General features: G+C 54.9%; 20 protein-coding genes. 9 read left to right on the top strand and 11 right to left on the bottom strand.

Annotation, left to right across the window (positions count from 1 at the left end; translation table 11 throughout):
• Window positions 1–33: 33 nt before the first annotated feature.
• Window positions 34–303, top strand: coding sequence for a PhnD/SsuA/transferrin family substrate-binding protein (locus ACRQ5J_RS05300; RefSeq protein WP_432381571.1), 270 nt, complete (start codon window positions 34–36; stop codon window positions 301–303).
• 172 nt (window positions 304–475) lie between these two features.
• Here ACRQ5J_RS05300 and ACRQ5J_RS05295 read toward each other — a convergent pair whose 3' ends face one another.
• Both ACRQ5J_RS05295 and ACRQ5J_RS05290 read right to left on the bottom strand, forming a co-directional pair.
• Window positions 476–1,720, bottom strand: coding sequence for an IS256 family transposase (locus ACRQ5J_RS05295; RefSeq protein ID WP_432383594.1), 1,245 nt, complete (start codon window positions 1,718–1,720; stop codon window positions 476–478).
• A 155-nt stretch (window positions 1,721–1,875) separates the two neighbouring features.
• Window positions 1,876–2,757: a hypothetical protein gene (locus ACRQ5J_RS05290; protein ID WP_432381569.1), complete on the bottom strand. Its 882-nt coding sequence runs from the start codon at window positions 2,755–2,757 to the stop codon at window positions 1,876–1,878.
• Between the two features lie 163 nt (window positions 2,758–2,920).
• Here ACRQ5J_RS05290 and ACRQ5J_RS05285 point away from each other — a divergent pair, with 163 nt between their 5' ends.
• The 3 genes from ACRQ5J_RS05285 (at window position 2,921) to ACRQ5J_RS05275 (ending at window position 6,178) form a co-directional block, all read left to right on the top strand.
• Window positions 2,921–3,325 carry a MerR family transcriptional regulator gene (locus ACRQ5J_RS05285; RefSeq protein WP_432381567.1) on the top strand — a complete coding sequence of 135 codons (405 nt, stop codon included), beginning with the start codon at window positions 2,921–2,923 and terminating at the stop codon, window positions 3,323–3,325.
• Window positions 3,326–3,408: 83 nt separating this feature from the next.
• The gene (locus ACRQ5J_RS05280; protein ID WP_432381565.1) at window positions 3,409–5,628 is read left to right on the top strand and encodes a heavy metal translocating P-type ATPase; all 2,220 of its coding nucleotides are present in this window, start codon (window positions 3,409–3,411) and stop codon (window positions 5,626–5,628) included.
• A 79-nt stretch (window positions 5,629–5,707) separates the two neighbouring features.
• Complete coding sequence (locus ACRQ5J_RS05275; RefSeq protein ID WP_432381564.1) at window positions 5,708–6,178, top strand: GNAT family N-acetyltransferase; 471 nt, start codon at window positions 5,708–5,710, stop codon at window positions 6,176–6,178.
• 131 nt (window positions 6,179–6,309) lie between these two features.
• On the opposite strand, the gene ACRQ5J_RS05270 is transcribed toward ACRQ5J_RS05275, so the two are convergent.
• The 9 genes from ACRQ5J_RS05270 to ACRQ5J_RS05230 all read right to left on the bottom strand — a co-directional run bounded on the left by ACRQ5J_RS05270 (window position 6,310) and on the right by ACRQ5J_RS05230 (window position 16,885).
• Window positions 6,310–7,965 (bottom strand): sulfatase-like hydrolase/transferase, encoded by a 1,656-nt coding sequence (locus tag ACRQ5J_RS05270; protein WP_432381562.1) that lies wholly within the window; start codon window positions 7,963–7,965, stop codon window positions 6,310–6,312.
• A gap of 19 nt (window positions 7,966–7,984) precedes the next feature.
• Window positions 7,985–8,332, bottom strand: a complete 348-nt coding sequence (locus tag ACRQ5J_RS05265) for a hypothetical protein (RefSeq protein ID WP_432381560.1) — start codon at window positions 8,330–8,332, stop codon at window positions 7,985–7,987.
• A 19-nt stretch (window positions 8,333–8,351) separates the two neighbouring features.
• Window positions 8,352–8,780 (bottom strand): flagellar basal body rod protein FlgB, encoded by a 429-nt coding sequence (flgB, locus tag ACRQ5J_RS05260; RefSeq protein ID WP_432381559.1) that lies wholly within the window; start codon window positions 8,778–8,780, stop codon window positions 8,352–8,354.
• 76 nt (window positions 8,781–8,856) lie between these two features.
• Window positions 8,857–9,333, bottom strand: a complete 477-nt coding sequence (locus ACRQ5J_RS05255; RefSeq protein ID WP_432381557.1) for a DUF6328 family protein — start codon at window positions 9,331–9,333, stop codon at window positions 8,857–8,859.
• A 69-nt stretch (window positions 9,334–9,402) separates the two neighbouring features.
• Complete coding sequence (locus ACRQ5J_RS05250; RefSeq protein ID WP_432381555.1) at window positions 9,403–10,335, bottom strand: cation diffusion facilitator family transporter; 933 nt, start codon at window positions 10,333–10,335, stop codon at window positions 9,403–9,405.
• A gap of 339 nt (window positions 10,336–10,674) precedes the next feature.
• Entirely contained in the window at window positions 10,675–13,839 is a 3,165-nt protein-coding gene (locus ACRQ5J_RS05245) for a CusA/CzcA family heavy metal efflux RND transporter (protein WP_432381553.1), read from the bottom strand.
• A gap of 14 nt (window positions 13,840–13,853) precedes the next feature.
• Window positions 13,854–15,101, bottom strand: a complete 1,248-nt coding sequence (locus ACRQ5J_RS05240) for an efflux RND transporter periplasmic adaptor subunit (protein ID WP_432381551.1) — start codon at window positions 15,099–15,101, stop codon at window positions 13,854–13,856.
• Complete coding sequence (locus tag ACRQ5J_RS05235) at window positions 15,098–16,417, bottom strand: TolC family protein (protein ID WP_432381549.1); 1,320 nt, start codon at window positions 16,415–16,417, stop codon at window positions 15,098–15,100. The genes ACRQ5J_RS05240 and ACRQ5J_RS05235 overlap by 4 nt, the downstream gene beginning before the upstream one ends.
• Window positions 16,418–16,525: 108 nt before the next feature.
• Window positions 16,526–16,885 (bottom strand): hypothetical protein, encoded by a 360-nt coding sequence (locus tag ACRQ5J_RS05230; protein WP_432381547.1) that lies wholly within the window; start codon window positions 16,883–16,885, stop codon window positions 16,526–16,528.
• Between the two features lie 185 nt (window positions 16,886–17,070).
• On the opposite strand from ACRQ5J_RS05230, the gene czcI reads away from it, so the two are divergent.
• The 5 genes from czcI to ACRQ5J_RS05205 all read left to right on the top strand — a co-directional run bounded on the left by czcI (window position 17,071) and on the right by ACRQ5J_RS05205 (window position 23,284).
• Window positions 17,071–17,418: a cation efflux protein, CzcI family gene (gene czcI, locus ACRQ5J_RS05225; protein WP_432381546.1), complete on the top strand. Its 348-nt coding sequence runs from the start codon at window positions 17,071–17,073 to the stop codon at window positions 17,416–17,418.
• Window positions 17,419–17,485: 67 nt separating this feature from the next.
• Window positions 17,486–19,513 (top strand): heavy metal translocating P-type ATPase, encoded by a 2,028-nt coding sequence (locus ACRQ5J_RS05220; RefSeq protein ID WP_432381544.1) that lies wholly within the window; start codon window positions 17,486–17,488, stop codon window positions 19,511–19,513.
• A gap of 784 nt (window positions 19,514–20,297) precedes the next feature.
• The gene (locus tag ACRQ5J_RS05215) at window positions 20,298–20,660 is read left to right on the top strand and encodes a hypothetical protein (RefSeq protein ID WP_432381542.1); all 363 of its coding nucleotides are present in this window, start codon (window positions 20,298–20,300) and stop codon (window positions 20,658–20,660) included.
• A gap of 214 nt (window positions 20,661–20,874) precedes the next feature.
• On the top strand, window positions 20,875–22,554 hold the full coding sequence (locus tag ACRQ5J_RS05210) for a phosphoethanolamine transferase (RefSeq protein ID WP_432383593.1): 1,680 nt from the start codon (window positions 20,875–20,877) through the stop codon (window positions 22,552–22,554).
• A complete protein-coding gene (locus tag ACRQ5J_RS05205) occupies window positions 22,532–23,284 on the top strand; it encodes a phosphatase PAP2 family protein (protein WP_432381540.1) in 753 nt (250 codons plus the stop codon). The genes ACRQ5J_RS05210 and ACRQ5J_RS05205 overlap by 23 nt, the downstream gene beginning before the upstream one ends.
• Window positions 23,285–23,322 lie beyond the last annotated feature (38 nt).

Raw genomic sequence — 23,322 nt, 5'->3', positions numbered from 1 at the left:
GCCGACAGGCGCATGGTTTGGAAGAGAAGCTCAATGGAAGCACCCAAATTCAGAACAATGAGCGTCCTAACGCACGCTGACTGTACCGAACTTCGTAAATCTACTGATCTCAAAGGCAAGCGCGTGGCTGGCGTTTCGTCGGACGCTTTTGCCGGGTACCTGGTTGCGGCGCGGGAGATGCTCGATGCGGGATTTGATCCCGAAACTGATTTCGGCGAACGGCGATTTTTTGGCCTACCGATGTTCCGGACCTGCCTGCATTGCAGAACGGATGGTCCACAAAGGACTGATATGTATCGGTGAGAAGGCGAGTTGGACTACCTCGACATTCCCGGCGTGGCCGGTGACGTGAGTGTGGTTCGTAGAACAGATCTCGAAGGCGAAACCGCGTCGCCGTCTACCATTGGAATACATGATGACATCACACACGAGTGGACCTGTCAGGAATTTTGTGTGCCGGGGTCGCGTTTCTTAGTTAGTTAATCGCGTTGGTGAAGCGTTCCCCAAACAGAATGGCAAACTGGTTGGCGGCCATCTTCCAGGTCCGCTGCGGCATCTTCCAATCTTTTTCGATATTGCGCAAGGCCAGGTACAGCAATTTGGTCGCCGCCTCGTCGCTCGGGAAGTGGCCACGGTTCTTCACGATCTTCCGCAAACGCATATGCAAGCTCTCAATAGCATTCGTGGTGTAGATGATTGATCGTACCTCGTGTGGGTAGGAGAAGAACGGAATCACCTGCTCCCATTGGCGTCGCCACATCGCCGACACTGTCGGGAAGCGCAGACCCCATGGCCCCTCAGCAAAGGCATCTAGCGCCGCTGCTGCCGCGTCGGCGTTAGCAGCCTGGTAGACCGGCTTGAGCGCGGCGGCGAGTTCCTTACGGTCCTTCCAGGACGCCAGCGTCATCGAGTTTCGGATCAGGTGCACGATGCAGGTCTGGATCTGCGCCTGCGGGAACACCGCCTCAATCGCCTCTGGGAAGCCGCGCAGACCATCCACAACCGCGATCAGAATGTCCTCCAGCCCGCGGTTGCGCAGCTCGTTGAAGACCTTCAGCCAGAACTTGGCGCCTTCGGTTTGTTCGATCCATAGGCCAAGCACTTCCTTGCGACCATCGGCGCGAATGCCCAGCGCCAAATACACGGCCTTGTTCTTGACGGTTCCCTCGTCACGAATCTTCAGCCGCAGCGCATCGAAATAAACGATCGGGTACATCGTTTCCAGCGGCCGCAGCTGCCATTGCGTCACTTCGTCCATGACCTCGTCGGTGATGGTCGAGATCAGGTCTGGCGACACTTCAGTGCCATACAGTTCCAGCAAATGCGCCTGAATCTCACGGACCGTCATGCCGCGTGCATACATGCCAATAACATGGTCATCGAAGCCCGGCATGCGGCGCTGGTGCTTGGCGACCAGCTTTGGCTCAAAGCTCGAAAGACGATCACGCGGTATCTCCAGTTCCAGCTCGCCGCCCGGTGCCAGAACGGTTTTGCGGCTCTTGCCGTTACGGTGGTTCTTGGAGTCGCCTTCGGTGGCGAGGTGGTGGGTCAATTCGGCAGTCAGCATGCGTTCCGCCAGCATCTTTTTGAGCTGGCCGGCCAGGCCTGACTCCCCGAGAATCGATTCGGCATCCTTGTTCTCGACCTGCGCCAGCAACTGGTCGATCAGTTCAACGGGAAACGGGTACTGCTTCTTGGTTTTTGGCTTCTTAGTGGTCATTACGTCGGTCATGGACAATCCCTTTCGGTATTATTTCATGACCCCGGATTCACACTAAAATTCTGACAGGCTCACACGAGTCAAAGCCGGCGCTTCCGCCGGCTTCCGAAGAAGACCGCCAAACAGTACCAGTTGATGTCCAGCTTTATATCAGACTATGCAATCCTGGGGCATTTACTGACCAGGCTTTGCAACCGCTTTCCTACGCTTTCCGCCAACACCCTCAAACCTTCTTCATTATTAAGATATTTAACGTAGCGGATATGGCGAAGGTCGAAAGGAATATCGCTCTCATGTTGTGCAATCAGGATGACATCCTGCCCCAGCGCATGCGCGATACCAGCTTCATAAAAAACGTTCGCGTTCTTGCCGGTCAGATCGCAGATCACAACTCTCGCACTCGCGATAAGCTTCACAACATCTTCGATAAGTACATGGTGCTCCCAGATTTTGTCGGCACGTAGGCATCGCAGGCCGGCGGCACTTCCCGCACTTTCCAGCGCAGCAAAGACCCCATTAAACCCGCCATCGAATGGCATCATCACCGACACCAGATTTGGATCGACTGATCCTCGGGGTAAGGTAAAGACTGTCGGCTGCCGATACCCCAAACCTTCAGTGTACAAAACGCGAAAAAGATCAGCGTCTTTTACTGCCCAATGATTGGTGTGAAAATCGCCCCAGAATTGCTTTCCACGAAGTACGAAGTTCAGTTGTGGGGCGAGCGACTCAAGGACATCATTGGCAATCGGAGGGATGTCAGAATCGAGCGTGTACTCAATGTGGTACTCCGAATGGCCGCGTGTGATCTTAGTGATCGTGCCAACCCGAGCAAAAGCCTGGAAATCAGGGTCGCTACTGGATTCGTTCGTGATAACCAATGGCATCGACATCAGAGCAGCCCGGTCAAGCAAGCCTCCGGGAGCATACTTCTCCTCTATATCGGCACTCGTATAATTAAAAACACGGTCCGCCCCCAATGCGACCATACCCCGCGGCGAAGAGATGTCCGCACCAGTCACCAGGAAGTTAAACATAGTTGTTCCTTTCTTTGTATCGCTAGGCGCTGCTAATGTACCGCCGAACATCTTCCCACCGCAATAAACGCGGCTGGCGAACCTTTGTTAAGATTTTCGGAGACGCTTGACGGATTGATAAGCAGCCTCTATAAACATTAGAGTAACTTTAAGGTCAGGCACAATGTCAAATTCATTTACGATCGGTCAACTGGCTGTTGCCGCAGACATGCCAGCAGCGACAATACGCTACTACGAAAAAATCGCCTTATTGGCTGCTCCTACGCGCACACCGGGCAACTATCGTCAATATGATGACAATGATCTGGCCCGCCTGATTTTCGTAAAACGTGCACGTGATATCGGATTTACCATTGACCAGATACGCAGCCTGCTTTTGTTCTCAGACCAACGCGATGCAGACTGTTGTGAGGTGATGGCAATGACCGGAGAGCATCTGCGCACTGTCGAGCAGAAAATAGCGGAACTCACTGCGCTGAAAAATATACTCAGCGAACTGCTTACCTCTTGCCAAGGAGGGCGCGTAGCCGAGTGCCGCATCATCGATGCGCTCCACCCCCAGCGCTAACCTCCAATTACTGACGGGTTTTTGCTTGACCTTATAGTGGCTTCAAGGTTTTAAATGGAGCTAATTACCGATTAAGGACAAGCATGAGCTGCTGCAACGATAAAAGCTGCGCGGGCGAAAAGCCGAGCGCCCCCACTACATCCCCTCGCGAAAACGCGGCACCGCACCAAGCCGTATTTTTGATCGAGAATATGTGCTGTCCGACTGAAGAGCGGATAATCCGTGACCGACTAAGCGGCCTGCGTGGCATTGCGTCACTACAGTTCAACCTCTTCCAGCGCGAGCTTCTGGTCAGACATAGCCTTCCATCTGTAGCACCTGTGCTTGCATTGCTGAACGACCTCAAAATGGGACCGCAGGTGAAGGCGGACTCCCTGGCACCAAACCATGAGATCAACAAGCCTGAGGTCAAGAGAAACAGTTCCCCGGGGACGTGGGTCACTATGGCGATATCAGGGACCGCCGCAGTCGGCGCTGAGGCGATTTCCTGGTACTCGGGCGACGACTCATCCTGGCCGGTGATCACGCTCGCTTTACTAGCAATTTTGGTCGGTGGGCGAGAGCCCCTGAAAAAGGGCTGGACTGCGCTACGTCACTTTTCGCTCAATATGAATTTCCTGATGTCGCTTGCAGTGATCGGTGCCGCTGCGATCGGCCAATGGCCTGAAGCGGCAGTCGTCATTTTCCTATTTGCTGTTGCAGAACTGGTCGAAGGAAAATCGCTGGACCGGGCACGCGAGGCGATTGGCAGCCTGATGGCGATGACACCGGAAATCGCGACCACACGTCTTGGAAACGGAAGTTGGAAAGGATTGCCAGCTGCGGATGTCAAAGTTGGCGCGGTTGTACGTGTACGCCCGGGTGAGCGCATTCCACTAGACGGCGTGATTCTGGTTGGTGAAACCAACATAGATCAGGCGCCAATTACCGGCGAAAGCCTTCCTGTGGCTAAGCAACCTGGTGACCCGGTTTATGCTGGCACGGTCAATGCCAACGGAGAGTTCGAATTCGAGGTAACTGCGCGGCAGGCTAACTCCACGCTCTCACGCATCGTTCAGCGCGTACAACAGGCACAAAGCGAACGGGCGCCGACCCAGCGTTTCGTCGACCAGTTCGCACGTTACTATATTCCTGTGGTCGTGGCCCTTGCGATACTGGTGGCAATTGTTCCGCCGTTGCTCTTGGGCGCCGAAGTTGCACCTTGGGTCTACAAGGCGCTCGTCCTGCTCGTGATCGCCTGTCCGTGCGCTCTGGTGATATCGACGCCGGTGACGGTCGTTAGTGGCCTGACTGCGGCCGCGCGACGTGGCATATTGATTAAAGGCGGTGTGTATTTAGAGAACGGCCGCAACCTGCGCGCGATCGCGGTAGACAAAACAGGCACCGTTACTGTGGGCGAACCAAGCGTCACAGACTTGATCACGCTAGACGGCGACGCCAATTCTGCAGCATCGATAGCCGCCAGCCTCGCGGCTCGTTCAGACCATCCGGTATCAATGGCAGTAACAGATCGTTGGTGCTCGCAATGGCCAACGCAGTCGCTGCTGGAGGTCGAAGCCTTCAAGGCCACACCAGGGCGCGGCGTGCAAGGCATGGTAAATGGAATGCAATTCTATCTTGGCAGCGGACGCTGGATAGCGGAACTCGGTCTGGCAGATAGTGGATTGAGTGATACCTTAGCCAACCTGGCTAATGATGGGAAAAGCACCGTGGTGCTGGCGAGTGCACAAGGCTCAATGTTGATCGCCTCAGTAGCGGACACACTTCGGCCAAACAGCGTAGAAGCTATAGACCAGCTCAGATCAATGGGTATCAGCGTGACCATGCTCAGCGGCGATAATACCCAAACCGCACAAGCAATCGGGCGCCAACTCCACATGACCGATGCGCGCGGCGATCTGCTGCCTGAGGACAAGCTGGCGGCCGTTAGCGATCTCGTCAAGCAGCACGGCTACGTCGGCATGGTCGGTGATGGCGTCAATGACGCGCCGGCACTCGCTCGCGCCGATATTGGCTTTGCCATGGGCGTCATCGGCACCGACACAGCACTGGAGACCGCCGACGTCGCGTTGATGGACGACGATTTGCGCAAGATACCTGAGTTCGTCCGTCTCAGCGCACGAACACGCGCGGTACTGATTCAAAACATTACTTTTGCGCTCGGTATCAAACTCGTCTTTCTCATCATGGCCCTACGCGGTGAGGCAACTCTCTGGATGGCCGTCTTCGCTGACATGGGGGCAAGCTTGTTAGTCGTCGCTAATGGATTGCGTCTCTTACGTGACCGTACTTCCCGTCGATGATATCCCCGTCAAGATACAAGATGTAGTACATGCCAAGAGCGCCCATCTATTGCTAAATCTAACTTAGAAAGGGGATCGAATGGACCTCATCCGCTCCAAATTAACTTTTCGCTCCGCCGTCGTGGAAGACTTACCGGCCATGCTCTCTCTGTTGAATGAGGACATTCTTGGGTCTCAACGAGAAAGCCTGGATGCCGCAGCATATGCCAAGTACGAGTCCGCGTTTTACGATATTCGCGCCCAAGATGGAAACCAGGTATTGCTAGCAATGCTGGCAGATGAAATAGTTGGAATGCTTCAACTTACATTTATACCTGGGCTGTCTCACCAAGGCGCGAAGCGAGCCCAGATCGAGTCAGTACGAGTAAAAGCCAATGCACGCGGAAAAGGAATCGGCAAACACCTGTTTCACGAGGCTTTTGAGCTGAGTAAGCAGGCACAATGTGCATTGGTTCAACTCACTACCGACATACGGCGAGAGGACGCTGCACGCTTCTATGAGGGGCTTGGTTTCAAACCGACGCACCTCGGCATGAAGCGTCCTATTTAATTTACCAGCCGTTCGCAAACAACATCAATCATAAGGCACATATCTCTGTACATCAAAACGCCGCTAGTATGTTTGTTAGCGCTGTAACCGATTATTAGCAAGCCGATCAAATCAGGAATCTGTTTTATCCGTTATTGGCTGAACGAGGAAATTGACAAAGGCAAAGTAGGATTACGCCAGATGTAGTCAGCGCTCAACACATCCTCGGTAGATCGATATCCGCTCCATTTGATGCCGAGCAGGTGAGTCAACGTCATGTCACTCCAATCAGCGCGAAACGGACGCGCTTGCAACTCTTGAGGTAGCACTGTACGTGGATTGCTTTGCCAGAACAGGGTCGGAATCCGATAGCCGGCCGGCGTCGACGGACTATGTCCAACCCGATGCGTACTATGCCCCACTTCCTGGCCATGATCGGAAAGATACATCCACGCTCGGTAATCGTTTGGCTCGCCATACGACCGAGTCAGGTCAAGCGATGCGGACACAACCTTGTCATGAAAAAGGACTGCTGCGTCATATTCCTCGCGAAATTCCCTTACCCAGCGGGGCTTACCTTGCGCACGCATGTCTCGATCGACTTTGTCTGGTTGATCGTCGTATGGATTGGCTGCCGCTGGATATCGCAGGCTGTAGTGAGGATGTGCCCCCATCAAATGCACAATGACCAATTTACGGGGGCTCGCGTCGGCGAGAGCACGCTTGAGCGGGGCCAGAGTCTCGTCATCAAGTAAGCGTGAGTTACGGCCTGGTGTACGGTTGATCATCAAAAAGTGATCTGCCAAGCGAGCGTGCTGATATTCAATCGCAGTGTCGGCCTGGTTGCTGATCCACCAGACCTTGTATCCGGCCGCACGCGCCAGCGCCACCATGTGCGGTCCTTTTTCGTCGGAGGTATCCGGAGAATGGAAAATGCTATTCACGGAAGGGACAGTGGATGCCTCTGACGACCAAGCATTGCGCATCACCACAAGCTGTTCGCCCAGCATCGCTTTGCGCTGTTGCAGACGCGGCGTCGTATCACGTGCATAACCATAAATGCCGAGGTTATCGCGATTGATGCTGTCAGCAATGACCAGCACCACAGTTGATCGACCTTCGAACGATAGCGTTGGACCAATCTTGCGCGCCTCTCGCAACGCGTTAACAATCGCGACTTCCTGATCTAACCAGCTTTCCCTCAGAGCACTCACTGCGGCATGCCAGTTAGACCAATAAACGACTGGATGCAGTCGACGCCAAGGCTTACTCAAGTATGCTAGGCCACAAATCAGAAGCGCTAGAACAAGGATGAACTTGACTGCACGACCGTAGCTTTTCGCAGGCGTTGGCTCGTCATACATGACTGTCGCCTGCGTGGCAGTATAGATAGCAAGGGCAAGCAACGATCCGGCAACGACCAGGGATGCAACAGCAGTGGCGAGCGGCCGCCACGACGTTTGGAGGTATTCCGAAGTTTCGCTCGCGCTTGCATTGGCTATAGCGGTCAATACCACCGAGCTATCTGGCGGCGCCTGGTACAGCAGCTCCAGATAGAACCGCGTGGCGCCGTCAGCAATAAACGCCATCCCAATCATCCAAACGATAACGGCTCGTACAGCACGCCAGGCAGGGTTGCTAATCCGTATAAAGAGTGTAGCGAATGCCGGCACAGCCAGCAGCAGCATTTGGATGATGCGGCGGTCCGAGTGGCCCGCGACGATGAACATGGCGGTAATAGCTAGTGCGGCGGTAATCGCGGCTGCAGCAATCGCTCGCCCGCTGGCATTAGGGAAGAAGTCGGTCATGGGGGCGACAGTGCGAGCATTACTTAGCTGAAAAGCCGACAATTTCAGGGCTGTGCGATCCTACGCAATAGGGATGCTTTACCACGACCTTATCTCCCTTCTCCAATTCCATCGTAGTTGGAACAAAGGCATAGGTGTAGCGGACCAGTCGATAGGTATGGAATTGAAGTTCCACATAGCGCCCCGCAGCACGCTTTTCAGGCGTCATCTCAACACGACAGCTGGTATTGATATCAGGTTCGGCCTGAGCAGGCATAATTTCGGTGACAATACCAACCTGCGTCCCGAGATCGTCGGGACGGTTGATGCTACAACCTGCGACCGCAATCAGCATCAACAGCGCGCACAGCATATTTCTCAGTTTCATTTTCGTTCTCCTTCAAGCGTTATCCAGTCATGGACTTAAACAGCGTGCTAATTTCCTTGTATTCGTCGAGCGCCTGTTGCGTCAGGAATTCATGCCTGATCGCTTGATCGGTAAAGGCAGATCGCTCGGTATCCATTTCGACGGTATTGCCGTCCAGTGCACCTTGACTAGGTATCCGATAAAGCAGCGTTGCCACGAAGGGGGCCTCTTTGTTTTTTGTCCCAGAGACCTTCACCTTGGCCACCGTTCCAGAATTAGCAGCAAGCGCTTGCTGCAGCGATGTCCTGAAATCGATATCTCGCGCCTTGTAGTTGGGCGTGTCCGCATTGGCGATATTCGATGCCAACACGGTGAGTCGTTGCTCCGAGATTTTCAGCGCTTTCTCCCAGAATTCATCGTTGGCCTGACCTGCAACCGCTTTTGTGCCGGTGCCTTTCAAACTGTCCATTTCGTTCTCCTGAAAAGAATAAAGACCGTGATGTGAAACCATCGGTCAGTCGAAAGACCGATGGGTTGATGAGTTGCTAGGTATTGGCCTTCTTGCGCGTTCGACGACGCCACCATGGAGACACCCACCACAGCGCCAGGATCATTGACGAAACAAGCGCTGCTACTCCAGCGCCGAGTGGATGGCCTACGACTTCGGCCGTTACCAAGTTGGCACAAAGGACTAGCGCCAGAGACAGGAACATCGCACCAACGAGCATTTGCTTGCTCGCGCCATTCTTGAACTTCTCCCGATCATCCAGCGGCCTGAGCACGCGATGCTGAACTGCAGGCGTGGTGAATAGGATCAGGCTCGATAGCGAACAGAGAAACGTCGCCATAAAAACCCATTTTTCCACCTGAACAATCTGCTGGAATCCGGAGTTAAATGGCAAAGTAATGAGGAATCCGTTTAGCAGCTGCGCGCCAGGAAGCAAGATGCGTAATTCGTTGAGCATCTCCGTCATATCCGTTTCGTCGTGCTCGGATTTGCTATCAGATTGGTCAACCATCATGGCCTCCCAACACGACAACGGCCTGGCGACAGCGGTCTCGACCACTGAACTTCACGTTAGATTGCGAGTTCATTTCGCACTCCCAGACTGAGATGCCTGCGGTCCAAAGCTATGGGCGCCGGCGTCGACGCAGGGTGTGGCCTCAAACTGAATCGTCACATGATGGATGTCGAACTTTTCCGCCATCGTCTCGCGTATCTTGCGCAGTAATACGTACTGGCCAGGTGTTGCCAACTCAGTGACCACGTGCGCAGTTAAGCTGGCTTTTCCACTCGTGATTGCCCATACGTGAAGTTCATGGACGCTGGATACGCAATTAATTTGTGCCAATGTGTCGGATATCTCAACGAGATTCAATCCTTCCGGAACGCCTTCCAGCAGGACGTTCAAGGATTCCTTGAGCAACGTCCAGGTTCGCGGCAGCACCCACAAACCGATCAGCACCGCGATGGCTGAGTCGACCCATGGCCAGCCCGTAAAACGAATAATGATGGCGCCCGCGATAACACCAACCGAGCCAAGCATGTCGCTCCAAACCTCCAGATAGGCCCCTTTGACATTGAGACTTTTATCTTTGTCACCAGTGAGCAGACGCATGCTGATGAGATTGATAATAAGGCCTAGTGTTGCCACAACTAGCATCGCGCCGGTCTGAATCTCCGGTGGATTATTGAGCCGCTGATAGGCTTCGTACAGGATGTACATCGCCACAAGAAACAGCAGCACCGCGTTGAATGCCGCAGCCAGAATTTCGAAGCGGTAATACCCAAAGGTACGCAAGCTGTCGGCCGCACGTCTACCAATACGAATTGCCACCAGGGACACCGCTAATGCCGCGGAGTCGGTGAACATATGGGCGGCATCAGAGATCAATGCCAAGCTGTTCGTCAGCACACCACCCACTACTTCGGCGATCAGAAAGGTGGTGGTCAGTATCAGAGCAATCCAAAGGGGACGCTCGCTTTTCCCTTCGGTGACGTCGTTTGCGTGATTAGAACTCATCGCAGCCCCTCACTTTCTATGTTTATTGTGGCGCCGGTGACCATGAGGTTTAGCCGGAGGGCTGACCAGTTCCAAGTGCGGCTTTCGATGTTTCTTGAGCCGCCGCTTGTAGCTGTAGTTCAGCCACAAGATGAAGCCGCCCAATACCAGAAGCATCAAAATTGAGCCGTAGATGAGGTATGTCTGAAGCTGCTCGTGTGTTGATTCAGGTGTCATGATGAATATCCTCGCTTGATGGCACATTTTTTAGGCGTGAAGAGCCCCGCCAGCTCGCTTTTCAGCGAGCCGGGAGAGCTGGCCGACAGTTGTCGGCCGCTATGCGTAGTGGATTAGATTGAGTTAGTGAGCTGGCTGTGCGTCATCTGCGACGGGCTCCTTCACTTCGTCGTTGCGGTGCATGAGGCGGTACAGCAGAGGGAGTACCAGCAAGGTCAATGCGGTCGACGACAAGATACCGCCGATAACAACCGTTGCCAGTGGACGCTGTACTTCGGCGCCGGTACCGGTGGCCAGCGCCATCGGCACGAAGCCCAGAGAGGCGACCAACGCGGTCATCAAGACTGGACGAAGGCGAGTCAGCGCGCCGACGGTCACGGCTTGATCCAAGCCCATGCCTTCCTCACGCAGGGACCGAATGTACGAGATCATCACCAGGCCGTTGAGCACAGCCACGCCTGACAACGCGATGAAACCAACCGCTGCCGAGATCGACATCGGAATACCTCGCATCGACAGAGCGATAATGCCGCCAGTCAGCGCAAACGGAATCCCCGTGAACACCAGGAAACCATCTTTCGCGTTGTTGAACATGACAAACAGCAGCGTGAACACCAGGAAGAGCGCTAAAGGTACAACGATCTGCAAGCGCTGCGTAGCCGACTGCAGTTGCTCAAACGTTCCGCCCCAACTGATCCAGTAACCTGTTGGGATCTTCACACTTTTTGTGATAGCTTGCTCAGCATCGGGAACAAAGCTACCAATGTCGCGGCCGGATACGTTGGCGCTAATGACGATGCGGCGCTTGCCGTTCTCGCGGCTGATCTGGTTTGGACCAGGCGCAAATTCCAACGTTGCCACTTCACCGAGTGGAATGAATGACGTTGCAGAACCCGCAGGTACTGGCAACGAAATCGGCAGGCGACGCAATGCATCCAAATCGCTACGCATGATTTCAGGCATACGCACAAGTATCTCGAAACGACGATCGCCCTCGAACATGATGCCGGCTTCACGGCCACCCGTGGCAATTGCGAGCGCGTCCTGTACATCACCGATGTTCAGGCCGTAGCGTGCGGTCTTCTCACGGTCGATTTTGACAGTGAGCATCGGCAGGCCGCCGGTTTGCTCAACCTTCACCTCGGTTGCACCAGGTATGCGCTGCAGGACCTCAGCAATCTCCTGGCCGGTTTTGGCCAGCACGTCCATGTCGTCGCCGTAGACTTTCACCGCTACGTCGCTACGCACGCCGGAAATGAGTTCGTTGAAGCGCAGCTGAATTGGCTGCGAGAATTCGTAGGCGTTACCCACGTATTTGTCTGCCTCTTCCTTGATTGCCGCGACCAATTCGTCTCGGGTTTTCTTCGGCTTGGGCCACTCCGCTTCAGGCTTGAACATGATGTAGCCGTCCGAAATATTCGGTGGCATCGGGTCCGACGCGATCTCAGCAGTACCAGTACGGGCGAAGACGCGGTCAATTTCCGGGAACTTGGCTTTCAGACCAGCTTCCAGACGTTTCTGCATCTCCAGCGACTGGGTAAGGCTGGTACCAGGAATGCGCAGCGCCTGGATGGCGATATCGCCTTCGTTGAGGTTAGGAATGAACTCACTACCCATACGGGTAGCAAGCAAACCGCACAGTACGATCAGAACTGCGGAAGCGGTCAACACCGTGGCGCCGTTACGCATCACTTTTCCCAGCAGTGGCTCGTAGGCATTCTTCGCCCAGACCATCAGACGATTCTCTTTTTCCGCTACGCGTTTGCCAATGAACAGGGCAACAGCGGCAGGAATGAAGGTCATCGACAGAATCATGGCGCCCAAGAGCGCTGCGACAACGGCGAACGCCATAGGGTGGAACATCTTGCCTTCAACGCCGGTCAGGGCGAAGATCGGCAGGTACACCACCATAATGATCAATTGACCGAACAGCAGTGGACGGCGCGCTTCTTGCGCAGCACCAAACACTTCGTCAAAGCGCTCACGCAGGGTCAGCTGACGTTTCAGATGTTCTTGAGCATGTGCAAGACGACGAACGCAGTTTTCAACGATCACAACGGCGCCGTCAATGATGATACCGAAGTCCAGCGCACCAAGACTCATCAGATTGGCACTGACCTTGTATTGCACCATACCGGTAAAGGTAAAGAGCATCGCCAATGGAATGACCATCGCGGTGATGATCGCCGCACGAATATTACCGAGGAACAGGAACAGGATGACGATCACCAGGATCGCGCCTTCCAGCAGATTCTTCTTGACGGTGTTGATGGCCTTATCGACCAGCACGGTACGGTCATAAACAGGCACAGCTTTCACGCCAGCTGGCAGCGTGCGGTTAACCTCGACCATCTTCTTGGCCACAGCCTGCGATACAACGCGGCTGTTTTCACCGATCAGCATGAAGACCGTGCCAAGCACGACTTCACGACCGTTTTCCGTTGCGGCGCCGGTACGCAGTTCACGGCCGATGGCCACTTCCGCTACGTCACGGACACGAATCGGCACACCCTGCACATTATTGAGGATGGTGTTGCGGATGTCTTCCAGTGTGCGAACCTGACCAGGCGCGCGGATCAGGAATTGCTCGCCCTTACGCTCGATGTAGCCAGCGCCGACATTATTGTTGTTGCGGTCGATTGCTGCAACAACGTCTTTCAGGGTCAGCCCGTAGGAGCTCAGCTTCACCGGGTCAGGGGTGATGTGATATTCCTTGGCAAAGCCGCCGATGGAGTTAATCTCCGTCACGCCAGGTACCTGACGCAACTGCGGCTTGATAATCCAGTCCTGGATCTCGCGCAGGTCGGTCGGCGTGTACGGGGTACCGTCCGGCTTTTTCGCATTTGGTTCGCTCTCGACAGTCCAGAGGTAAATTTCACCCAGGCCGGTCGAAATCGGGCCCATCATTGGTACAACGCCTTGCGGCAGGTTGTCCTTCGCCTCCTGAATACGCTGATTGACCAGTTGGCGCGCGAAGTAGATATCGGTGCCATCTTTAAAGATCACTGTTACCTGTGACAGGCCGTAACGCGACAGCGAACGGGTCTGTTGAAGATTGGGCAGCCCCGACATCACCGTCTCAATCGGGAAGGTAACGCGCTGCTCAACTTCCAGCGGAGAATATCCGCTGGCACTAGTGTTGATCTGTACCTGTACGTTGGTAATGTCCGGTACGGCGTCGATCGGCAGCTTCTGATAGCTGTAGACGCCAATGGCGGCCATGGCGATCACGGCAAGCATGATCAACCATCGCTGGCCGATGGCAAATTGTATGATGCGTTCAAACATATCTGGTTCCTCGATCAGTGGTCGTGGCCTGCAGTGCCTTTGCCCTGTTCGGCTTTTAAGACATAGCTGCTCGTTGCGGCATATACGGCGCCGGCGGACAGACCATCAACGATCTCCACCAGTTTGCCGTCGTTATCACCGGTCTTGACGGGCTGCATCTTGAAGCCTTTGTCGACCTTGACGAACACCACCGTTTTTCCTTCGACCGTCTGCACTGCATCAGCTGCGACTGCAACTGGAACGTTCTTCTCGCCACGCACTACCGCTGCGTTGACAAACAGACCTGGGCGCCATGCCAGTTTTGGATTGGTGATGACCACACGTGCCTTGGCGGTACGGGTTTGCTCACCGAGCAGATTGCCCACGTAGCTCACTTTGCCGGTTGCGCTGGTATCGTTGGCCGCAGAAGTAATGCGAACCGTCTCGCCAACACGCACCGTTTCAAGATCTTTTGGCGTCACGACGATCTCAACCCAAACGCTCGACAGATCCGACAGCAGGAACACATTGGCGTCTTCTTTCACAGCTTCGCCTTGAGCGATATGCTTCTCGACCACTACACCATTGAATGGCGCGCGCAGCACATAACGGTTGATGGCGCCGTCAGTGTCACCGGCACCCAATGCGGAAAGCTTGGACTTCGCGCTCTGGGCTTCGATCTCAGCTTCGCGCAAGGCAGCTTGCGCTTGAAGATAATCTTGCTCGGCCGAGATTTTGTCTTCCCAAAGCTTTTTCTCCCGCTGGAAAGTAATCTGAGCCAGGCCCAGGCGTTTCTGTGCTGCGAGCGAAGCACTACGCAGGTCTGCCAGCGCAGGGCTGGAAATCACGGCGAGCACCTGGCCTTTTGTGACAGTTTGGCCAAGGTCGGCAGATACCGACTCGGCCACGCCTGGCGTGCGCGGTACGATGTGTGCCGTCAGATCCTCATTGAAGCGGACTTCACCTGGCAACTGAACCACATTGCCCATCGCTGCTGGTGCGGCCTTCGCGACAGTAATACCAGCGGTCTGGATTTGCTGGGCATCCATTTTGAGAATACCTTCTTCACCGTGGTCTTCTTCCTTGCCGCCTTCCTTCTCGGCATGACCACCTTCTTTCTCAGCATGGCCGCCTTCCTTACCTTCTTCCGCGCGTGGAGCTTCCGTAGCGGCGCCACCACCGCTGTCCTTTTTCCAGAACATGATGGTTGCGGCCAGCACGACGCCGATCAGCACGATGACCAGCGCAGACTTCTTAGATTGTTTATCAGTATTGAAATTCATTTTGCATTCCTGTAGGTCGGTATGGAGCCTGCGTTTTCATCCACGGCGGTGTAGCGTTGCAGGTCGGCGAGGGAGCGATAGCGAGCCGAAAGCGCGCTCAGATATTGCGCACGGCTCTGGAACAGCGTGCGCTGTGCATCTAGCACATCGATGAAGCCGAACTTACCCAGCTCGAAGCCGGTCACAGCCGCATCAAAGGCGCTTTGCGCAGCTGGGAGGATTTCGCTACGCATGCTGTCGATCTGCTCCTGTGCAACGGATGCACGCTGATGCGCGTCGGCGATCGCCTGTGTCGCTCGCAGGTATTCGACCTCGGCATCCGTCTTTGCCTTATCGACGCTGCGCAGGGCGGACAGCAGATTGCCTTGGTTGCGATTGAACAGTGGAAGAGGAATAGCAAGACCCACTACGGTCTGCGAGACGTTGGTCAGGCGGTCCTTCTTCTGGCCCAGCGTCACGGTGACATCGGGAATGCGATCGGCCTTCGCAAGATTGACCTGTGCCTCTTGGCGCGCGATCTGCATTCTTGCTCGTTGCATCTGCGGCGACGACTCCAGGCGCGACTGCAGGTCTGCCAGCGAAGGAATTGCGGCCAGATCGATATCGGGCGTCTGCAAAGGGCGCTCCTCAGGCTGGGTGCTACCCCAAAGGGCTGACAGGCGTCGTTTGGCCAGTGCCGCGTCAGCGACCGCTTGCGACAGTTCAAGGCGCGCTCCTGCCTCGGCAACGCTGGAACGGGTTTTTTCCAGTGGAGATATCTTACCGGCGGCGACGCGGCGGCCAGCGGCGTTAGTAGCGCTTCCGGCGAGGCTCAGCGACTCTTTGGCCAGCGCCACATGCTCTTGAGCCGTGAGTGCCTCCAAATAGGCAGCAATCACATCGGCGCGCAGATCGGCCTTGCCGATGGTGACATCGCCCAGCGCCAGAGCACGATCCTGGTCCGCCAGCTTGATGCGTGCGCCACGTTTCCCGCCCAGCTCAAGCGCTTGGCTCAACTGATAGGTATCGGTACGGCCGCTGGTCGAGGACATGCCCTCACGCAGCAGGGAAATCTCTGGATTGGGGAACAAGCCGGCCTGAACGCGCGCACCTTCTGCGATCGCCACACTTTGCGCGGCCGAACGCAGTTCAGGGCTCGTTGCCAAAGCCATGGCGATGGCTTGCTCTAATGTTAAAGGGGCACTGCTAGCATCTACTGACTTGGCCTGCTGACCAACAGTAAACGCAGTGGATTGCTGCCCAACTGCCTGGGCACTAAATGGGATGAGCTGCGCCAATAGTACAGCCGCACCCATAACTAAACGTTTGGATTGCATGGATAACTCCGAAATTAAGAAACGAAGAAATCCGACGGCGTGCAGCAACCTGCCAAGTGACTGGCAAAAGTTACATAACTATGAGACGAACTACACTAACCGCCGGAGTTAAGCGGCGACTACCCACTGAGGGCGCTCTGGAGGAGCAACGTAGTAAGAAGAAAGGATGATATCGATAGACACCGGAGCGATTTCAGCGACTTGCGGATGCGACATACCTTCGAAGCTGTCGATCGACAAAGTACCGTGAGCGCAAGAAGAACAATGCGAATGCACCGACGATTTCTTCGTGTCCGATGGCTTTTCTTTCAGCAGCGAGGCAACATCATCTGCGGAGTTACCATCAGGGTGATGGCCGAAGTGATTGGCTGCTCGGCCCGTCTCATGCGTGCAATAGACCGACACCACGCTCCAGCTAAACTGCAGCGCGAGTAAGGTGATGAGCATGATGAGAGTTCGACGGACCATGGCGGCAGTATATCATGATGAATACATTTGAATTTGTTGCGCGCACAAAATTTTTATCAGATCCAACAGTCTTCGCTTGATAGTTAGCGATTCATACAGCCTTTACCTAAAGGCAATCTTGCCATAGTGCGTGAGCGAGAACTGCCGTACAGTCTTCCAATTTGGCATCATGCTACTATTGCCTCATGCGACGAATACTGGTGATTTTCCTTCTCATAATCGTGCCGTTCCAGTTCTCCTGGGCTGCTGCGGGGGACTATTGTCAGCACGAATCAGGGCGTTCGGCCATCCACTTCGGTCATCACGTCCACCAACATCAGGATGGAGCCGAGAAGAGTCAATCGAGCGTAAAGTCAGCGAAATCACATCCCGATTGTGGCGCTTGCCATGGGGCGGGTTCCGCATTATTTAGTCAGCAATCAGATGTTTGGGGATTCACTCCTGGTGAAATTCTCGCCCCTGCCGCCGCGGTACACTACACATCTCACATCCCCGAAGGTCCCTTGCGACCTGATCGCTCCACACTCATTTGAATTGCAATCGCGCAGCCACGCTCGACGTGATGCGAACACACCAATTTGATTAGATGAAGGAGTGCAGATGAAACACGACGATAAGGACGGTCACGACCATAGCCATGAGAAAGGTGATGGCGCCAGCAAAGAACACAATCACGACGGCTTTCTGGGCGAAAAGGCAGAACTGGTTTTCGTTGGGCTGACGGGAGCACTTTTGCTCGCAGGTTGGCTAGTAGAGAAATACCAGTATGGACCTGGGTGGCTGGCACTGTGTCTGTTCATTGGCGCATACTTCTTTGGCGGCTTCTTCACCACCAAAGAAGCAATCCAGAACCTCATCGCACGCCGCTTTGAGATTGATACCCTCATGCTGGTTGCAGCCGCCGGCGCCGCAGCGCTTGGGGAATGGGCCGAAGGCGCGCTGCTCCTGTTCCTGTTTAGCCTCGGCCATGCGCTTGAACATTTTGCGATGGGGCGCGCGCGCAGAGCCATCGAGGCGCTCGCTAAATTAGCCCCGGAAACCGCCACAGTGAGGCGAGACGATCGCACCGAGGTAGTTGGTGTCGAGACGCTCCAGCCGGGTGATATTGTCTTAGTAAAGCCGAATGAAAGAATGCCGGCCGACGGCGTTGTGATAAAAGGGACGACCAGCGTGGATCAAGCGCCGGTGACTGGTGAAAGTGTCCCCGTCGATAAACAGCCGGTCGACGACGCCAGTGCTGCCATTGCGGCATTCGACAAGGTTGCCGCGAACAACCGCGTATTTGCGGGAACAATCAATGGCGCCGGCGCGATCGAGGTGATGGTCGCGCGCCTGGCAAAACAATCTGTCATGGCGCGCGTGGTGCAGATGGTGGCCGAAGCGGAAGCACAACGTTCACCCACCCAGCAATTTACCGACAAATTCGAGCGTATCTTCGTGCCTTCGGTGCTGGGCTTCGTTGCACTGCTGATGTTCGCCTTTGTGATCGTAGACGAACCATTCAGCGAAAGTTTCTACCGTGCGATGGCAGTGCTCGTTGCGGCCAGCCCATGCGCTCTCGCCATCTCGGTCCCCAGCGCCGTACTTTCCGGTGTGGCACGCGCAGGGCGCAGTGGCGTGCTTGTAAAGGGCGGTGGCCCCCTTGAGAATCTCGGGACGCTGACCTCCATCGCGTTCGACAAAACCGGCACACTGACCGAGGGCAAGCCCAAACTTACCGACGTCGTGCCGGCAACCGGTGTCACCGAAACGGAGTTGCTGGCTTTGGTGGCGGCCGTCGAATCCCATAGCGATCATCCGCTCGCGTCCGCATTGGTAGAAGGTGCGCAGGAACGCTTGGGAGCAGAAGCAGCGCTACCCGCGGCCCAGGATGTCAAGAGCATTACTGGCAGGGGTATTCAAGCCACAGTCGATGGCGAGACGGTCTATGTCGCAAAACCCGTGTTCTTCTCGGAGTTCGGTGGCGCCAAACTACCGACCGAGCAGGAGCAGGCAAATGCGCAGCTCATGACTGACGGCCGCACGACCATGGTCGTGCTCAAAGGCGATCGCTATATGGGCGTGATCGGGGTGATGGACACGCCGCGGGATGTAGCAGCCAATGTAATGACCAGGTTGCGCTCTCTGGGAATCGAGCGACTGATCATGATTTCCGGCGACAACCAGCAAGTCGCCGACGCGGTGGCCAAGGTGGTTGGTCTGACAGAAGCAAAAGGCGACCTGATGCCCGATCAGAAGGTCGACGCCATCAAGCAGCTCCGCGAGGATCATGGCAAAGTCGCGATGGTCGGCGACGGGGTCAATGATGCGCCGGCCATGGCCAACTCGACTGTCGGCATCGCCATGGGCGCGGCCGGCTCTGACGTCGCGCTGGAAGCGGCCGATGTGGCATTGATGGGAGATGACCTCAGCCAGTTGCCATTTGTCGTCGGCCTGTCACGTCAAACCAGCCGCATCATCAAACAGAATTTGTGGGTCAGTCTTGGCGTTGTGGCCGTTCTCATTCCAGCCACGATCTTCGGACTCAATATCGGTACAGCAGTGCTGTTTCACGAAGGTTCGACCCTGATTGTGGTCGCCAACGCACTGCGCTTGTTAGCGTACAGAGATAAGACCAGCGACGCATGAAAGCAGGCCTATTTTCGATATCTTGAGTGATATTGCGGACAAAACTGCTAATAGATAAACATTAGTAAAATCGCGGCGAGCCTTGTAGATATTGGCCTACTTTTGCACCACGCCGAAATTGCCATGTTATACTAGTTCAATGGCCCGCAGATTTCTCTACATGTTGATGACGGTGATCGCACTTCAGTTTAGCTGGAGTGTGATCACCGCCTATTGTCTGCACGAGGCGGGCCAGGGCCCACAACACTTCGGTCATCATCAGCACACAGCCGCTTCTGATCGTCACGAAGACGCATCGCAAGATAAGCCAAACCTGTCGAAAAAGACAGCCGCGCATACGCATTGCTCCGTCTGCGCGCACGGCGTACATTCACTCGACGGCATTGCGGAAAGCATTTTTCATCCTCTGTTAGCGGGCATGGCCCCAATGGAGGACGTAGTTCACCCTTCCTCTTCCTATACACCTCCCCCAGAACGCCCTCAGTGGCAAACCGTCGTTTGATTCCGGTAACAGTTCTATCTTTCGCCAGTCTTTATTGACTTGTGCCTGAGTCCATTCGGGCAAGGATAGATTTCGTCACCGGCTTTCGTTCTCCAATTTGATTCGAGCACGCAGTACCACTGGCCAAGGCATTACCTGCCTGCATGCCGGTGCAACGCGCGCGCCTCAATTCGTCAAACGACTCCTGGGCCCATGCTCAGGAACACTGGCTCGTCTATTCCGCTACAACGGTAATACGAGCTAATCGGGTACTCGTATCCCAGGTTAGGTTTGCACTGTCATATGTTCAAGCGTTTTGTCGTCATGTTGATCATCGCGATCGCCGGCCAGTTGAGCTGGGCGACGGTGACCGCCTATTGCCTGCATGAGCAGGGAGTAGGCGCCAAACATTTCGGTCATCATGAGCATGAGCACAAGACTGAGGATGCAAAATCCATCTCGGAAAAATCATCTTCCACCAAGAAGTCGGCACCGCACGCCGATTGCGCTACCTGTAGCCACCACGGTTCGCTAGGTACGGGCGATGCACAATTTCCGCCACCACTCAATGAATCGCTGCTCTCGCATATAGAGGGCGCGGAGCTTGCTCCTTCCTCCCCCTATCTGAAGTTACCAGAGCGCCCCAAATGGATACACGCCGCTTAAGTTCGGCGTCGATCATCACACGTTTATATCCAGCTCAGGCAGCTTTGCGTAGTTAATGCATCCCGCCGAATTCTTCCTTTAATTTAACGGAGAATTCCATGCGTCTGTTTCACACTCATCCCAGTGTTTCATCTGGGCCGTCTCCACATAGCGGCTCTTTAAGGAAAATTTTCATTACATCGCGTCCTTCAATTTTGGTTGGGGAGGCGGCGTGATGATTCCCATCATCCAGAACTTCTTTCCCAAAGCCACGGGCGCTCAACTTCGGCTGCCCAGCATACGTCCTTGGCAACTGGCGCTGATCAGCGCGACCTTGCTGGTGCTGCTTTATAACCAAAGTTTTTGGAGGTTATTCATTGCAGCGACAGGCGGCGTGCAACTGGCCCACGTGCCTCTGTATTTGGGCTCGTTTCTAGCACTCGTCTTCATCTTCAATGCGTTCTTGTGCATAGTCAGCTTTCGCTTTGTACTCAAACCGGTATTGATTGTGCTGTTCATGCTGGCCGCTTCGGCGAGCTACTTTATTGATCGCTACGGCATCGCCATCGACGCATCGATGGTTCAGAACGTATTCGAAACCGATGTCAGTGAGGCCAAAGATCTGCTGAGTTTGAATCTGTTTCTGACGATCGGCCTACTCGGTGTTTTCCCGTCGGTTCTGGTCTATCGCATCAAAGTCGAATACCCATCCATAGTGCGCGCTGTACTGACCAATACGGGCTTCTTACTGATGTCTGCGTTCGTCGCTACAGCCTTGCTCATGTCGTTCTTCAAGACACTGGCGCCGACCGTTCGAGAGAACCGTCAGATGCGCTTCCTGCTCACGCCGACGAACGTGATCCAGGCAAGCAAAACGTTCGTCCGTCGCAAGTTCGAAAAACCACTGACCGTCACCCCACTGGGGACCGACGCGTCCAAAGGGAATTTATGGAATGACAAAAAACGTCGCACCGTCACCATCATCGTGGTCGGCGAGACCGCGCGCGCGATGAACTTCTCGCTCAATGGCTACGAGCGCGATACGAATCCAATGTTGTCCAAGCAAGAGGGGCTAATCAATTTCACACAAGTCCAATCATGTGGGACAGCTACGGCAATCTCATTGCCTTGCGTTTTCTCCGGCTTTACCCGTGAAGACTATTCTGAAGGAAAGGCCAGATCCCAGGAAGGTCTGCTCGATGTCATCAGCTACGCTGGGATCGACGTCCTATGGCGGAACAATAACTCGGGCTGTAAAGGTGTATGCGACAGGGTCTACTACGAAGATCTGTCGCGCCCCAAACCAGGCGATCCGTTCTGTAATACCGAAGAGTGCTTTGACGAACGCCTTCTCCAAGGACTTCCTGGCGTGATCCGTAACGCCAAGCGCGACCTGGTCATCGTTCTCCACCAGAAAGGTAGCCACGGTCCCGCCTATAGGAACCGTTATCCGGCCGAATTCCAACGATTTGGCCCGGTATGCACCACCAATGAAGTGGGCAAATGTTCACGCGAATCGATCGTCGCAGCGTATGACAACACCATCGCATACACCGACTACTTCCTGAGTAAGACCATCGACCTTCTGCGCAAAGCGGGTACCGAAGATAACGTCGACACCGCCATGCTGTACTTCTCCGATCACGGAGAGTCCTTAGGCGAAAAAAATATGTACCTGCATGGTGCACCTTACATCATGTCGCCGGAAGAGCAGCGGCATGTTCCGATGATGCTCTGGCTCGATGACCGCTATAGCGATCGCTTTGCTATCAAGCGTGAGTGCCTGGCATCCCGGCGGACCCTGAACTACTCACATGACAACGTCTTCCACTCTGTACTCGGGATGATGAACATCAAAACCAAAGTCTATAAACCTGAACTGGATTTGTTCAATGCCTGCACCGCTCCAAAGTAGCCTTAAGCGCTTCCAATCAATCCGGCCTGTCCACAAATTGCTCCTGGCGTCGGCGTTGCTCATTCTATGGATTGGCAACTACACGGACATCGATCTCAATCTGGCCGATGCCATGTTTGATCAAACCAGTGGAACCTTCCCGTGGCGCCATACATGGTTTGCTGAGCGTTTTAACCACGTTCTGCTCAAGGGCGTACTGATCGCTGCCGCAATCGGCGTGATCGCTGTGGCGGCATGGGATTGGATACGGCCTTTCAACGCATGGCGATCCAACACACGCATTGGTATGCGCGTGCTGGCGATGTCGGCGATCAACGTGCCGTTGGTGATCAGCACCCTGAAACAATTTAGCAGCTCTCACTGCCCCTGGGATCTACAGCGCTATGGCGGGGACTCTCCGTTCATCAGACTTCTGGAATGGGTGCCAAGCAGCGTCTCTGCTGGCAACTGTCTGCCGGCCGGCCACGCATCGAGCGCACTGTGGCTCGTAGCGCTGGCAGTGTTCTGGCTCCCGCATAGGCCGCGCAAAGCCGCAGTCGTTGCATGCACGCTGCTGATACTTGGCTTTGCCATCGGTTGGGTTCAGCAACTGCGCGGTGCGCATTTCCTGACCCACACCTTATGGTCGATGTGGATCAGCGTCCTCATCGTCGACACGATCTATCAGTGGTTCGTTAAGCGCGCCGCGGCAACAAGTAAAGCTGGCGACACGGAGGGCGTCACTACATGACCAGCTAATGGATCGATTACGAATTCAGCGATGGGGTG

The sequence above is a fragment of the Duganella sp. P38 genome (assembly GCF_050859475.1).
GTDB lineage: Bacteria > Pseudomonadota > Gammaproteobacteria > Burkholderiales > Burkholderiaceae_D > Rugamonas.
The sequence above is the reverse complement of the archived record's forward strand: the minus strand, read 5'-3'. Positions and strand labels throughout refer to the sequence as shown.